Source organism: Capilliphycus salinus ALCB114379, assembly GCF_047276495.1.
GTDB lineage: Bacteria > Cyanobacteriota > Cyanobacteriia > Cyanobacteriales > Microcoleaceae > Capilliphycus > Capilliphycus salinus.
Genome location: NZ_CP178543.1, coordinates 3111962 through 3126229 on the forward strand (window position 1 = coordinate 3111962; position 14268 = coordinate 3126229).

The 14268-nt window shown below is 42.0% G+C and carries 8 protein-coding genes; 5 read left to right on the forward strand and 3 right to left on the reverse strand.

Features of this window, described 5'->3' with window-relative positions; translation table 11 throughout:
* Positions 1-3 precede the first annotated feature (3 nt).
* Positions 4-2103 (reverse strand): tetratricopeptide repeat protein, encoded by a 2100-nt coding sequence (locus ACL6C3_RS12855; RefSeq protein WP_413167556.1) that lies wholly within the window; start codon positions 2101-2103, stop codon positions 4-6.
* Positions 2104-2345: 242 nt separating this feature from the next.
* On the opposite strand from ACL6C3_RS12855, the gene ACL6C3_RS12860 reads away from it, so the two are divergent.
* The 5 genes from ACL6C3_RS12860 (at position 2346) to ACL6C3_RS12880 (ending at position 10717) form a co-directional block, all read left to right on the forward strand.
* The gene (locus tag ACL6C3_RS12860; RefSeq protein ID WP_413167557.1) at positions 2346-3167 is read left to right on the forward strand and encodes a pentapeptide repeat-containing protein; all 822 of its coding nucleotides are present in this window, start codon (positions 2346-2348) and stop codon (positions 3165-3167) included.
* Complete coding sequence (locus ACL6C3_RS12865; RefSeq protein ID WP_413167558.1) at positions 3164-4381, forward strand: hypothetical protein; 1218 nt, start codon at positions 3164-3166, stop codon at positions 4379-4381. Before ACL6C3_RS12860 ends, ACL6C3_RS12865 begins: the two co-directional genes overlap by 4 nt.
* A 56-nt stretch (positions 4382-4437) precedes the next feature.
* On the forward strand, positions 4438-6963 hold the full coding sequence (locus ACL6C3_RS12870) for a hypothetical protein (RefSeq protein ID WP_413167559.1): 2526 nt from the start codon (positions 4438-4440) through the stop codon (positions 6961-6963).
* A gap of 25 nt (positions 6964-6988) precedes the next feature.
* Entirely contained in the window at positions 6989-9808 is a 2820-nt protein-coding gene (locus tag ACL6C3_RS12875; RefSeq protein ID WP_413167560.1) for a hypothetical protein, read from the forward strand.
* Between the two features lie 366 nt (positions 9809-10174).
* On the forward strand, positions 10175-10717 hold the full coding sequence (locus tag ACL6C3_RS12880; protein WP_413167561.1) for an REP-associated tyrosine transposase: 543 nt from the start codon (positions 10175-10177) through the stop codon (positions 10715-10717).
* 38 nt (positions 10718-10755) lie between these two features.
* Here ACL6C3_RS12880 and ACL6C3_RS12885 read toward each other — a convergent pair whose 3' ends face one another.
* On the reverse strand, positions 10756-11820 hold the full coding sequence (locus tag ACL6C3_RS12885; protein WP_413167562.1) for a phage tail protein: 1065 nt from the start codon (positions 11818-11820) through the stop codon (positions 10756-10758).
* An 86-nt stretch (positions 11821-11906) separates the two neighbouring features.
* Positions 11907-14246, reverse strand: a complete 2340-nt coding sequence (locus tag ACL6C3_RS12890) for a putative baseplate assembly protein (RefSeq protein ID WP_413167563.1) — start codon at positions 14244-14246, stop codon at positions 11907-11909.
* Positions 14247-14268: the final 22 nt, after the last annotated feature.

Genomic DNA, 14268 nt, shown 5'->3' on the forward strand with positions numbered 1-14268 from the left:
AATCTATCTCGGCATTCTTCGGGTCATTTTAATTAAATTTCTTAGCACGATTTCTCGCTCTCTACGGGCAATCATATACTCCGGATCTAACTCCAACGCTTGTTCAAAAATAGCCAAAGCATCTTGATAGCGACCCAAACGAGAAAGGGCGATTCCTTTTGCAGTAATTACCCCCACATTATCGGGGCTGAGGGCGTCAGCTTGGGTGTAGGCATTTAAAGCCCCTCGATATTGCTTCAATTCTAGTAAAATTAATCCTTGATTGTGCCAAGCCTCAAAAGATTGGGGATTCAACTGAACCGCTTCCTGAGTGGCGACCAAAGCCTCTGTTAACAGTTGGGAATCTCGCAAGCGCCACAAAACAACGGCTTGATTGGCCAAAATACTGGCTTTGAGGATGCGATCGTTCGGAGTCAGATCGCCCGAGAGCGCCTGTTCGTAAGCCTTTCGTGCGGCTTGATAGAGTTCTCTGGCCTCCTCATCCCGTCGCTGTAGACTCAGCAATTGACCGTACTCGCTGAGAATGCGACCGTGATTGTACCAACCCTGAGGGTAGCGGGGATCGAGCTTAACCGCCTCACGGGTCGATAGAAGCGCCTGTTCGTAGTTGATTTCTGCAAATTCATACTGCTGTTCGGCTTGCTGGAGTTGGCCCAAATGCCACAGCATCACCCCCCGGTTGTTCCAGGCGGCGCTGTAGTCTTCCTCCAGAGTAATGGCGCGATCGGCGCTGGCCAAAGCATCGTTATACTGTTTTAATCCCGCCAAAGCTGTACTGCGTTGATTCCAGGCTTTCGCCGGACGAGTATCGCCCCAATTTTGATCGCCAGAAAGGGCGGCTTCACAGGCGCTTAGGGCTTGTTGATATTGTTCGAGTTGATTGAGAACTTCGCACTGGTTTGCGAGCGCCAAAGAATAGTTCGGTTGAATCTGAACCGCCCGACTGTAGGAGGTTAACGCTTGAGCCGTTTTTCCTAAAGTTTGTAGAGCAATACCCTGTTTTGTCCAAGCTTCGGCATTGTTGGGATTTTCAGACAAAATTTGTTCGTAGAAACTGACTAAATTTTGAAATTGTTCGGCGAGTTCTTCGGCTTCTTTTGGGTTATTAACCCGGAGCGGATTTGATGGGGGAATTTCTTGACGGATAACGAGCAAATATTCTAAAGCTTGAGCGGAGGTACTGATGCCCCAATTTTCGTTCACGGCGATCGCCAATTCGCAACTTTCACGGGCTTCTTGATAACGTTCTAATTCTATCAATATACCACATTTTTTGGTCAAAATCAAGGAAGAATTGGGCGCAAATCTCAGGGCTTGATCGTAGGAATTGATCGCGGCTTCTAGGCTTTGAAGTTTTCGGGATTCTGCCGCATCAACTTGTCCTAAATCTTGCAGTTCTGTTGTTTCTAAGCGTCCCAACTCTCGCACGGCGATCGCTCTTTGTGTCCAAGCATCGGCCGGACTGCTCCGCCCCCAAATTCCATCAATTTTCAGGGCTTCTTCGCAAGATGAAATCGCTTGTTCATACTGTTCTAATTCTAAAAATATTTCGCATTTTTGCAATAAAACTTGAGAATATTTCGGTTCTCGCTGCAAGACATAATTATAGGAAACTAAAGCTTGAGGATATTGTTTCAACTGTTGCAATGAACGGCTCAAACTCATCCAGATTTCTGTATTTTCTCGTTTGGGTTTCAGTTCAATCACTCGTTGACAGGCCGCCACCGCTTCGGCGTATCGTTCCGTCTGTTCGAGGGTGGAGCAAAGTTCTTCCCAAAATTCTACTTTATCGTAATCAAAATTAGTTAAAGGAAGTTCGGGAACAGTATCGGGTTTCGCTTGCGGTGCGGGGGGAAATTGCGGTTGAGGAGGATTCGGAAACGAAGGCGGGGGCGGAGGTTGAGGAATTTGGGGGATTTGAGGGACTTCTGGAGGCGAGGGAAGCGATCGGGGAATATTGATTAATCCTTGGGCGAAATTGAGTTGAGAATTTGAAATTTCCCGTCGTTTGAATGCACCCGTTGCTTGAACTGCGGTTTGAATACAGAACCCGAGTCCAATGCTAACAATACCTATCCATCGCAATGTTGATTTTATCCTCATTAATATTTTCCCGAATCCTGTTAACTGTGATACATTTAATTAAATTTAAGTTTATTTTAACCTTTTGCTACAGAAAAATTAAAATCTCTTAAATAAAAACCATAATAACGATAAAATCAACTAAAATGCAGCCATGTTATTATACTACAGTTGAATTTCTTCAGTTTCAAGTATTTGTCTAGACAAAAAATACCAACGCACCGTTCACTCTAAGAGGAGAACAACAAGATGGGGACTGGGCTATGAAACAGAATCTTTACAAAAGTCAAATAATAACTGTGATTGCGATCGTCCTGGGAATAGTATTGGGGTTAGCAGTACCCGTCTCGTCTGAAATTTCTAGAGTGGTGAAAAAATTACAGCAAAATGGAGAATGTCGGCGTTGTGATTTGGAAGAAGCCGATTTGAGCGGTTTATTTCTGCAAAATGTTGATCTTAGTAAAGCGAAACTCCGAGGTGCAAATCTCCGAGGTACAAACCTGACCAAAGCTAACTTAGAGCGAGCCGATTTGCGGGATGCTGACCTGCGAGACGCCAACCTAAAAGATGCTGATTTAAGTCGAGCAAAATTAGAGGGAGCCGATCTCAGAAATACTCAACTCAATGAAGAACAACTCGATCCAAAATGGCGTTTGGTTTGGCAAATTGTCAATCATTCAGAACCTTGGACGCAAGACTTAAGCGGGCAAAATTTAGCAGGTGCGAATTTAGAAAATGTTAACTTCACTCAAACTCAACTGGTGGGAACAAATTTGGAAGAAGCCAACCTCAAAAATGCCAATCTTTCTAACGTTAATCTCTCCCATGCGAAACTGCGGCGAGCTAATTTATTTATGGCAAACTTAAGCCACAGTAATTTAAGTTATGCTGACTTAAATTACACGGATTTAAGCTATGCAAATTTAAGCCACGCTAACCTTAGTTTTGCAAATTTGAGCCGTTCTAATGTTAACTATGCTGACCTCAGCCATACCAACTTACAAGGCGCGAATTTAGATAAAGTCGATCTCGAAAATGCCGACTTAAAAAATTCAAATTTAGAAACGACCACAGTTAAACCATGAGCGATCAATCTTTCCCGACTCCCTCTCCAAATCCTCTTGATCGTCTTCATGTTACGGACGGTTTAATGATTAATGCTCAACGATGGCGTTTAGCACATACCTATTCTCGGAAACGGCAAAATTTACATTATCAATCGCTGAATCAACCGGGAATTGTTTGCGGGTTGGGCGTGCATCCTACAAGCGCTCCTGCGGGTGTACAGTCAAAATTTCAAACCGGATGGTTAATGGTAAAACCGGGAATTGCGATCGATGGCGAGGGAAATCCAATTATTATTGATCGTCCGATGGAATTTAGAATTACTGACCCCAAACCCTCAAAAACTGAACCGATTATTGTTTATTTGGTGGTCAGTTATGTTGACCCGGAAGAACTCAGTTTGAGAAATGATAATGATGTTGTTCGAGAAACCTTTCGGATCGACCAAAAAACCGATCCACCCAGTCATTTAGAAGTAGAAATTTGTCGGATAAATCTGCAACCGGGAACCGTTCAAATTTGTCAACCCGATGAGGTTTTATTTCCTCAAGTTAATGAATTAGATTTACGCTATCGAATTGCAGCGCGATCGCGTCCTCAAATTGTAATCAAAACGGCGATGTTATCCCCTCAAGCTTCTCAAGGAATGATGTCAGAAGCCGAAGGAAAATATTGTCAAGAAAATCTTGGTTTTCTGATGCACTCCGTAGAGTCGCTTGACCCGAGAATGCAAGGAATTTCAGAAATAGAGCAAATTTACTTCATAGGAAATGAGGATTTTGATCTGCTGTATTTAACCGAACAACAAACTCGCGAATTGGACAACAATCAGTTAGAAATGTTAGGCGGTTATCTCGAAACAGGACGAACCGTATTAATTGAAATTCCGATTGATGACGACCTCAACCAAAACTTTAAAGAATTAACAGATTGGGCAAAAGAAGAATTTAATATTAATTTTATGGATTGGGATTTGTTAGATAGAAATCATTTAATAAAAATCCATCCGTTTCTATTTGCCATTCCTCCTACTATTAATTATGAACCCATAGAACTGTTTTTGGGAGGAGGAATGATCCTGATAATTGGTAGCTTATCAAAAGCATGGGGAATTAACGAACATACCCTTCCCCGAACCGAGATTAGAACGGCTCAAGAATTTGGAATTAACTTACTTTATTTTGCCTGGTACAGACGACATCAAACTCAATTGTTAGAGGTGGTTTCGGAATAAATAACCAGTTTTTATGCCTTCAGTGATTCTCAAACTCACTTAATTTAACAAATCATATGATAGATTTTATTAGATTAGAAGTTGAACCAAAGTACATTAAATTACAGCAAGGTTCGCAGCGTTCTTTATCCTTTAAAGCTTATGTTACCAACTACAGCCAGGATTTTTATAGTTTTTATTTAGAGTTAATTGTACCCGGACTCGATCCGGGGTCAAATATTAAATGGTACAGCACAGAACCTCAAGTCGCCGCCAAGAAACCGCCGGGTGCAACAACAGAATTTACCGTTAATATTCATCGTTCTCCCCGTCCGGGTTATGAAAATCCATTAGATTTAACCGTCAGAGCAATTGCCATAGAAAATCCCGAACTTTTCGCCACAGAAACCCTAAATTTAAAGCTAGAAGCACCTCTAAAACCGCTAACTTTATCAATTCTCACTCCCAGAGATGGATTAAAAGGATATCCCGGCGAAATTATTGAAATTCCCGTGATTGTCTCCAATTTTAGTCAAGATTCAATGGCGGTAAATTTGACGTTCAAAGGAGAAGAACAACTCGATAAAAGTTGGATGATTCACGGAACCGAAAAGCGAATTCCAGAACTTAATCCCGGCGAACCTCAATCGGTGATCTTTGAGTGTAAACCTCCAGAAGAAGGTAAAGCATTGAGTCAAACGTACAGCTTTAGAATCATGGCTAAAGCAAATCGACCGATTAATCCCGAACCCGAAGTTGCGGGAACACTTGAAGTTTTACCGAAGGGAACTGTGAATTGGGAATGCGATCCGGTGGAGCAAGTTTTGTCCGGTGTTCGATGGAATAATAGTGTTAATTATACCATTAAATTAGAAAATTGGAGTAACAGGACTCAAGATATTGATTTTGATATTATTGAAAGAGCTAAAAGACCGCATCATCTTAGTGTTTGGTCAGTGCAAGGACAAGAACAACAACTTTTTGTTGAATCCGACCAACAGCAATCTCACTATATTTATACCGGGTTAAATTTTGAGACAATTTATCCCCAAGAGTCGGGATTACAACAACTTAAAATTAGTCACGCTCGCTCTTGGTTGGGGATTGGCAGTCAACTGAAATTTAAACTTAAACCTCATTTATTCCATCCAGATTATGACTCTCCCGAAACGCCAGTTTTTCCCAAGCCTGAAACCCAAACCATTACTTTAGATGTTAAACCAATTATTCCATTTTGGTTGCAGCTACTCGCCTTATTGTTAATGCTTTTATTGGGTGGATTGTGGTGGTTACTCAGGCCGAAAAATCATCATACTGATCCGGTGAATTCCGTTGCTTTTGATGGGAAAGCCAATACAGTGATTAGCGGTTCAAGCGATCGCAGTATTCGCTATTGGCAAGTGGAAGGAAATCTCTTTTATCCCCCAGAAGTGATTACCGATGAAAATGAAAAAGCGGTGCGTGTCGTGCGTTTTTTGCCGAAAGATAATCAACAAGTTGCCGCAGGTTTAGAGACGGGAGAAATTAATCTTTGGAATGTCACGAATAAACAGAGACAAGGAACACTTTACATTGATGAAAGTAGAAATGACCGAGTTTTTGGCTTAGAATTTACCAAGGATTCCCGATATTTATTGAGCGCACATGGAAGCGGAATGGTAAGGGTTTGGGATTTAGCCGCAATTGACTCCGGCTTAAATTTATCAGAAAATCGACAGACTCGTAAACGTCAACAAGAGTCTGGACTTGAACCCCTTGCAGAAACTTATGATCTCTACGAAAATAACCGAATAATTGGTCGAGAATTAATTTTCAACAAACCCTTTTCATTGCTAACCTTAGCCATTAGCGAAGCTCGAAATCAACCGAGATTGGTCTTTTTTGCAGGTCAGTATAATAAGCTGGCGATTTGGGAAAATTGGGAAAACTGGCAGAACTGGCAAGAATTTGACAATAATTACTACTATGATAATTATTATGATTTTACCAGTTATAATGATTTTCTACAGCAACAAACCCAACAATCTGCAACCCGCAATAAGCTATATTATCTACCTTATACTTGGGAGAATAAACCGGACAATTTGGAGAATAATTTGAGCAACCAATATGATTACATTACCAGCCTATCAACCCACGAAGAAATTGATGATACTAACCTCCCCAATTTGTTAGCCAGTGCAGACACGGAGGGATATATTACGCTGTGGAACCTCGATAAAATTCGTCAATGTATTGAACAGTCGCCCGGACGTGGTGAGACTCTTAACTGTTCAGAAAATATGATGATAGAACAGTGGAATGATGGTCATAAAAGCCAGCCCGTTCGGACAGTTGCGTTGAGTCAAAATGGCTGCTATCTTGCGAGTACCGGAGACGATGGACGAGTGATGCTATGGTCATTAAATCCCGATGGAACACGAGCAAATGAAAAGGGAAAAGTCGCGGCTCAATTTCCGGGGATTAGACTCAATAGCGTTGATATTAAAACGTTTGATGATGAAATTCGCCTCACCTTTGATGGAGAAAATCATCATGTGAATATCAAGAAAATGAAAATAAAAAATATGGCAAACTGTATGAATGAACGAAGAACCCGTTAGTTAGTTTTATTAAACTGGAGATATTATGCAATCAACCCGTACACCGATTTTTATTCAAGAAGATCAGGCTCAAACAAGCCTCAACATTTGGCGAGGTTTGACCGAAAAATATCGCTTAACAGTTACCAACTCCGACAACCAAGAATTATTAATTGTCGTTTGGATAAAAGCCAATGACGCTCGTTCAAAGCCGATAGAAAGATGGTGTACAATTATAGATGATAAATCATCGGTTAATAACCGTCTCCGACTGAAGCCAGATGAATCTATCTCAATTGAGCTTCAATTTGAAGTTCCGCAACAAGCCGCACCGGGAACTTATTACTATACAATATTTGCGGAAGCTCCCGAACAATATCCCGATCAAGTTTTTCGCCGTCCCCAACAACTTCGAGTTCGTTTAGATCGGGAAACAATCTGGGACTACGAACCCGAATTTATCCTTCCTTTTACCAATCCGAATAAACCCTATGAACTGCAAGCGGGAGAAGAAGTAGAAATTCCCATTCAAGTCAAAAATCGCTCCAAATTAGTGGATAGATTTTACATTATTTGTCCCGATTTAGAACCGGATTGGTATGAGGTTCGTTATCCAGAAGTGAATACCAATTTACCGGGATTAATTCGAGAAACAGACGGACTTGAACTCAACCCCGAAGATCCCCCCGGAGAGATTCAATTAATCTTGCATCCGCCTAAATATACCCCCGCAGGAAACTATTTTCCCACAATTCAACTCATTTCAAAAAATAATGAATCTCAGCTTCTCATTCGAGTCTTTTATTTGCTGATTTTACCCGAATACAAATTACAATGTACCCTGCAACCCGCAAAAAATAAAGTCAAACACGGCGAAACAGATTTTGAAATCGCATTAACCAACGAAGGCAATACCAAACGTTATCTAACTCTAGCAACCAACTTTATTCGGCAAGAAAAACTGTGGAATTACTCTTTTTCGCCGCATTCAGATGTTAGACTATTTCCCAGTAAAACAAAAACGATAACTCTACAAGTTCAGCGTAAAGGTTGGGGATGGCGTCGTTTAATTCCCAGACCCGCTTTAGAACTTCCCTTTGAGATTGAGATAGAAGACGCTCAAAACTTACCTTTAGACCGCGAATCCCTTCAGGGAACATTAATTTGGGATAAAAGTCCTTGGTGGCATTTGTGGCTGTTGATTTTATTGGCATTTTGTATTCTAGCGGGAACTGCATTTGCGATTTGGTGGAATTACTTCAAAATGCCGCCTTTACCTAAAATTAGCGAATTTAGTACCCTAAAACCAACCCCAAAATATAACGAAGGTGAACCGATTAAAATTGAGTGGGAAGTCAGCCACCCTCAACAATTAGATAAACTTGTTTTAACTCGTATTGATAGCCAAGGAAGCCGCGAATTAAAAAACTATCCATTTTTAAACGGAAAACCGAATTTTTCTGATGAAGTCCGCAAAAACTCCGAACCTTGTCAACTGAATGAAGACGAAAAAATGACTCGTTGCAGCTTAACTCTGGCTCCCCCTTCTCCCAATAAATACACACTAGAAATCGAAACGTTTCCCAAACCGATTAATGAGCTATTTAGAAAGCGTTCATCAAATGAGGCTTCTGATTCCAGTCGAACTGATACAATAGAAATTATCCCAAAACCTCAACCTACACTCTCTCAAATTGAAGAAATAACATCTCCAAAATCAACCTATTCAAAAGTTCAACAAGAAGAAATAGTTCTTCAGTTTGAACTCAAAAATCAGAGTCAACTCGCTCAACTTGATGTTATTACCGAGGGAAGCGATCAAGTCATTAGAACTGCTTCTTATGTAAAAGACTTAGAAAACACTCAACTCAAACCCAAAGATACAAGAAATACTTGGGGTGATTTAGTTTGTGAAGTCGGAGAACAACCGGAAGACTTAAGCTGTCAGTGGAGCTTAAATACTCGTTTGATTGAACCGGGAAATTATACCTTCAAAGTCGCGGTTTATTCTTTATCCAATCCGAAAGAACCCTCGGATTCTCAAGGGTTAAAAAATACCATCGTTGTGCAACCGGAACCTTTACCCGAACTCGAACAATTTACAGTCTCAAAAGCGGTTTATGAAGAAGCTCAAAAAGAACCCATAAAGTTCAACTGGGTGATTCAAAATCCCAACCCGGTTCAAGAATTCGTTATAACTGCTCAAAGTCAAACGGGTTCAACTCAAGAAATTCAACGCTATCAATACCCCAGTCAAGTTAGTCAATTCTGTTCAATTCCCGCAACTCTCGGTGTACCGCTTGTTTGTCGGGATGTTCCAACAACAACTTTACCCCCCGGAGAATATACGTTTCAGCTAGAAGTTATTCCTAAAAAATCGGAAGAAACTGCTAATATTACCCGCACTTCACCCCCTGTTAAAGTTAGACCCACACCGATTGAAATTGAATTTCAAGTAAACGATCAATCGATTACTCAACCCGTAGAAAATTATCCACTAATTGCGATTAGTAAAGGAGGCACTCCCGTTTTTCTTCAGTTAGCCTGGAAAGTCGAAGGCGGCGAGGGAATTCAAGTCGAATTAAACCCCTTAGTTGGTGCCGTAGAACCCGAAGGTTCAATGACTTATACGATTAGTGAAGCTCCCCTTGCCGAAACCATTACGTTGCAAGTTACCAATAGTTTAGGCGAACAAGAAACCCGCTCAATTGTCATTCAAACCTACGAGTCCAACAGTTCTAGTCCGAGTCAGTTTTCTTTACCCAAAACGGGAGAATTGGAAACACCAGAATCCGAACTTATTCAACCTTTACCCTCCGAACCCAGCCGTTTAGAACCCCTAGAAATTCCACCTCAACCCGATTAATTGTAGGGTAGTAGGTTGGGTTGAAGAATGAAACCCAACAAACCAATCTTTAATGTTGGGTTTCACTTTCGTTCTACCCAACCTACTTTTGCTACTTTTGCGCTCATTGTGTTAACTTTAATGTTGGGTTTCCTTTGTCAACCCAACCTACTTTTGCTACTTTTGCGCTCATTGTGTTAACTTTAATGTTGGGTTTCCTTTGTCAACCCAACCTACTTTTGCTACTTTTGCGCTCATTGTGTTAACTTTAATGTTGGGTTTCCTTTGTCAACCCAACCTACTTTGATGTTGGGTTTCCTTTGTCAACCCAACCTACTTTGATGTTGGGTTTCCTTTGTCAACCCAACCTACTTTTTTGAGGGAAATATGCGATACCGTCGTGCAAAAATTAACGGGGGAACTTACTTTTTTACTGTTGTCACCTATCAACGGCGTAAAATCCTTTGCGAACCTGATAACATAGCACTTCTGCGGGAAGCTTTTCGCTATGTTATGGGAAATCATCCCTTTACAATTGATGCTATAGTCATTCTCCCCGATCATTTGCATTCTATCTGGACATTACCTGAAAATGATTCCGATTTTTCAACTCGTTGGCGGCTGATTAAAAGTGAATTTAGCCGTCGATGTGACTCCAAATATAAACAAAAATCTTCCTTATCCCGACAACGAAAAAATGAACAAGCCATTTGGCAAAGGCGATTTTGGGAACATTGTATTCGAGATGACAAAGACTTGATTCAACACATCGATTATATTCATTATAATCCGGTTAAACATGGCTTGGTTAAGTCTCCTAAAGACTGGCAATATTCTAGCTTTCATCGGTTTGTAAAAAATGGTTTGCTAACATTGAATTGGGGTGAAAATGAAGAAATTTACTTGATTGAAGGGATTGGGTTTGAATAGAATTATATTAAGTTTTGGGTTTCCTTCGTCAACCCAACCTACATAATATTAAGTTCGTAGGTGGAAAAGGCGGGTTTATATTGTTCAATAATTTCTCGCACCAACGGTTCATCAATCTGATTTGGAAAGTCAACTCGCAAGCGAACAATAAAGTGATAAGCACGTCCTCCTCCAAGCATCGAATCTTGATTAATATGAGTTCCTCCGAGAACAAACCCCCGATTAAAATCTTCCCAAATACTAATATGTTTCTCGGCTTCCGATAAGTCTTCATCTAAAGGTAAACCCGTAAAAAGATGCAGATAAAACCGCAAACCTTTACGAGTTCCATGCCAACGATAAAGGATAATTGCATTGCGAATGAGGCGGCGCTGAATATCAAGAGGCCAGCGAGAATTCATTTTCCAACCCACCCATTGTGCTAAAAAAGGAAGAAGCGCTTCCGGTGCCGTTAGCGGGTCGAGATAGGCCCATAAATTATCGGTGGTTTGAATGGCTGGGTCATAGGTTTCTTCAAGTATTTTCAAGAAACGACTGAGAAAATCCGTTTCACTGTAAATAACAGGTAAAAAGTCCAGATATTCTATTCTAGGAGCAATTTTTAAGTCAAAAACTTGATAGCCAATTAAGCGATAATTGGGAGGGTTACTGTAAACAAAAACTTGGGCAAAATAATTAATTTCTAGTTGACTCTGTTCCGAAGTTAAGGCGGTTTGTTCTTCAAAAAAACTTTGCGGAAATTCAAACTCAATTTCTATTTCTTGCTGTTGTTGAGGCGCAATTGTCAGTTGATAGCTGAACCCCCGAACGTCTTGGGGTTGAGTAACACCATTATTAACGCTTTGCTGATACCATTGACACCAATTTTGATTAATTTTGGGTTCTATTTCTAGCTGTAAATTTAGCGTTAGGGGTTGTTCGGATTGATTTTCTAATTTCAGGATAATTTCACTCGGTTCTCCCGGATAAACCCTAATGGTTGTTTTTCTTGTATCTTCGGTTTGACGACGAGATAACGCCAACTTTTCTAAACTCCCACCATCGGGAAGCTGCATGGCGGTAAGTCGAAGATAAAGGGTTGGACGAGAGTTGGCTTGAGTCATCCAATTTAAGAATAAAATGAATTCATAGTGCAAGCGTCTCGCTTGCTTACATTCAAAGAAAACTTACCGAATTTTAATCATCAAGTTTAATTATCCAGTATAAACTTAATCTTGTGAGCGGTTTTTCGTTCCTCGTTCTCCTCTCGATTATCCCAAGAACAAACAACCCCAAATTCCCCCGGATAAATAACAGGTTCTGGTATGGGCGCAACAATCCAATTCGGGCGATCTTGTGGACGAATTCCCCTCAATTCCAACGATTTTAAATAACGAACGTGAGGAATTTCCTGATAAAATTTTTGACAATAGGCGACAACATCCGACGGATAAACAGGATGTCCTAACGGCCAGCCCTGACCGCCTGTTCCGCCCGTAATCGGATTGAGAAACCGATACAAAAGTTGCAGAAATTGAGAACGAATATATTCGCGATCGCCATCCCGCCCAACCAAAACAACAGCCTCAACTTTCACCCCAATATATTTAGGTTCTCGCAGCAATATTTGCACCCCCAACGGTTTGCGATCATCCAAATAATTTTTAATCTTTTTAGTCAGTTCATCATCGAGCCTTAATTCTTCGGGAGATAAACCCCGGTTCACATCTTGAATCTCCGCCTTTGGTATCGTTAAAATACACACCTGACCCGGCTTAATGGCATCCGGTTCGGTCCAACGTTTACCCATTTCCATGTTCGCATCCAAACAGTGGGCGCGAGCCACATCCGCACCCGGAACTCGCATCGCGTGGTATTCAAAATCATCCCGAATAATCGCCCGTTGACTCGATCGCAACAGTCCGGGTACGCGCAAAACCGCCTTTTCCAACGACTCCGGTTCCGTTCCTCCCGTCGCCGCTTCGTAGTTAATCACCCCCTTGACGTAGGGGATCGCCGATCGCAATACCGTTAACGTTTCCGCCTCAACATTTCCCCTCGTCCCTCCCCCCGTGCGGTAAGCCTTCATATAAATTTCCGCTCCCGGTGGCGGCACCCGGCCATACTGACGCTCTTGGGCCTTTCCTTCCGTCTCAACGTTAGCCGGAGACAGCGCATCCGCAGAGGCTTCGGTGCCGGTAAACTGGGTTTGCAGGCGGTCTTGGGTTTGAAAACGGGTTCGCGCCTGGGTTTGTAACCTCAATTGAGTCGGTTCTCGAATCAGCGGGCCAAACTGAACCACACCCGTTTGGGAGTCAATTAAATAATGGGGATCGTTCGCCCCAGAATCGGCAAAATCGGGGACTTCCAGCCAACGTTCGCGGGGTTTGCGATCGCCGGGGGGCTGAATTTCAATATATTCATTATCCTGTCGTTGGAGAACCGGTTTTCCCTGCAATTCAAACACCTGACCCGCTTTACCGTTGCTCACCCCCAACAGTTCATCGCCCACCCAAACGCATTGCGTCGCCTCAACGGTTCCGCCAATGGCCCGCACCGACAGACCAAAAATTAAAGGAGAACTGCTGTAACCGTATTCTTGCTCATCATTATCTCGCAAATATCGATAAATACAACGAATCCAACGACCCCGATATTGAGTTCCTAAATCATCCTCCGGCCAACGATTTGGGAGGTGCAAAATCACATCCGCTCCCTGTTCGGGATTGGGGCCTTCTTGGGTAATTTCTGCAAAACTAAATCCATCGGTGCGATCGTCATTTTCCTGTCGCAAAGTCGAAACCCATTCTCGACCGTTCCAGGCTTCCCACTCTCGGGGGGGATTTTTCGGATCAATTCCCGTTGCGGTGGCGGCTTGTCCTTTAAAAGTAATCGCGATAATATTACCTTCAATGCTATTTTCTTCGCCCGTTGGTTTGGGTTCAATCACCAGATAAAAACAATTTCCCCGTTGCGGCGACTGTTCAAAAATCGGCGTGCGAATAGTTGTCAGCCATTCCCCGTTTTCTTGGCGACTCCAAAACGATCGCGGTCGCGGAAAAATTGCCTCCAAACTCTCATTGCTCAGATTTTCATTATAGTCATATTCTGTCGCTTTCAAAAAACATTTAATCCGGGGAATTCCGATTAATAACTTTCGATCCGTGCTGAAAATAATCGCCTCTTCGGTTTCCGTGCGTTCGGTTGCCACCTCCGTTCCCGCCGGAATTGGAAAGGGTATATTTTGAGCTTTTGTCAGTTCAAAAGTAATTAGTGTTCGCGCCGCAGCAGGTGGCTGTAGACGAATCCCCAACATCTCCAAAAATACAATATAATTTCGGACCGGAACTTGATTGAACCGATACAACATCTGATCGGTTAGCCAGGAAAACAGTTCGATCATCGTAATTCCCGGATCGCTCGGATTGTGGTTCGTCCATTCGGGACAATAGCGGGGAATCCGAAGCAAACATTCCTGCACTAAATCTTCAAATTTGCGATCGTCTAGATTCGGTTTGGGTAAATTCGGCAGAAAATCAAAATTCACCATACTGCTAATTTTAAAAGTTAAT

Bases quoted from the DNA above. Each gene is read 5' to 3' on its own strand.
- ACL6C3_RS12855 (WP_413167556.1), bottom strand. From the start codon at position 2,103: ATGAGGATAAAATCAACATTGCGATGGATAGGTATTGTTAGCATTGGA.
- ACL6C3_RS12860 (WP_413167557.1), top strand. From the start codon at position 2,346: ATGAAACAGAATCTTTACAAAAGTCAAATAATAACTGTGATTGCGATC.
- ACL6C3_RS12865 (WP_413167558.1), top strand. From the start codon at position 3,164: ATGAGCGATCAATCTTTCCCGACTCCCTCTCCAAATCCTCTTGATCGT.
- ACL6C3_RS12870 (WP_413167559.1), top strand. From the start codon at position 4,438: ATGATAGATTTTATTAGATTAGAAGTTGAACCAAAGTACATTAAATTA.
- ACL6C3_RS12875 (WP_413167560.1), top strand. From the start codon at position 6,989: ATGCAATCAACCCGTACACCGATTTTTATTCAAGAAGATCAGGCTCAA.
- ACL6C3_RS12880 (WP_413167561.1), top strand. From the start codon at position 10,175: ATGCGATACCGTCGTGCAAAAATTAACGGGGGAACTTACTTTTTTACT.
- ACL6C3_RS12885 (WP_413167562.1), bottom strand. From the start codon at position 11,820: ATGACTCAAGCCAACTCTCGTCCAACCCTTTATCTTCGACTTACCGCC.
- ACL6C3_RS12890 (WP_413167563.1), bottom strand. From the start codon at position 14,246: ATGGTGAATTTTGATTTTCTGCCGAATTTACCCAAACCGAATCTAGAC.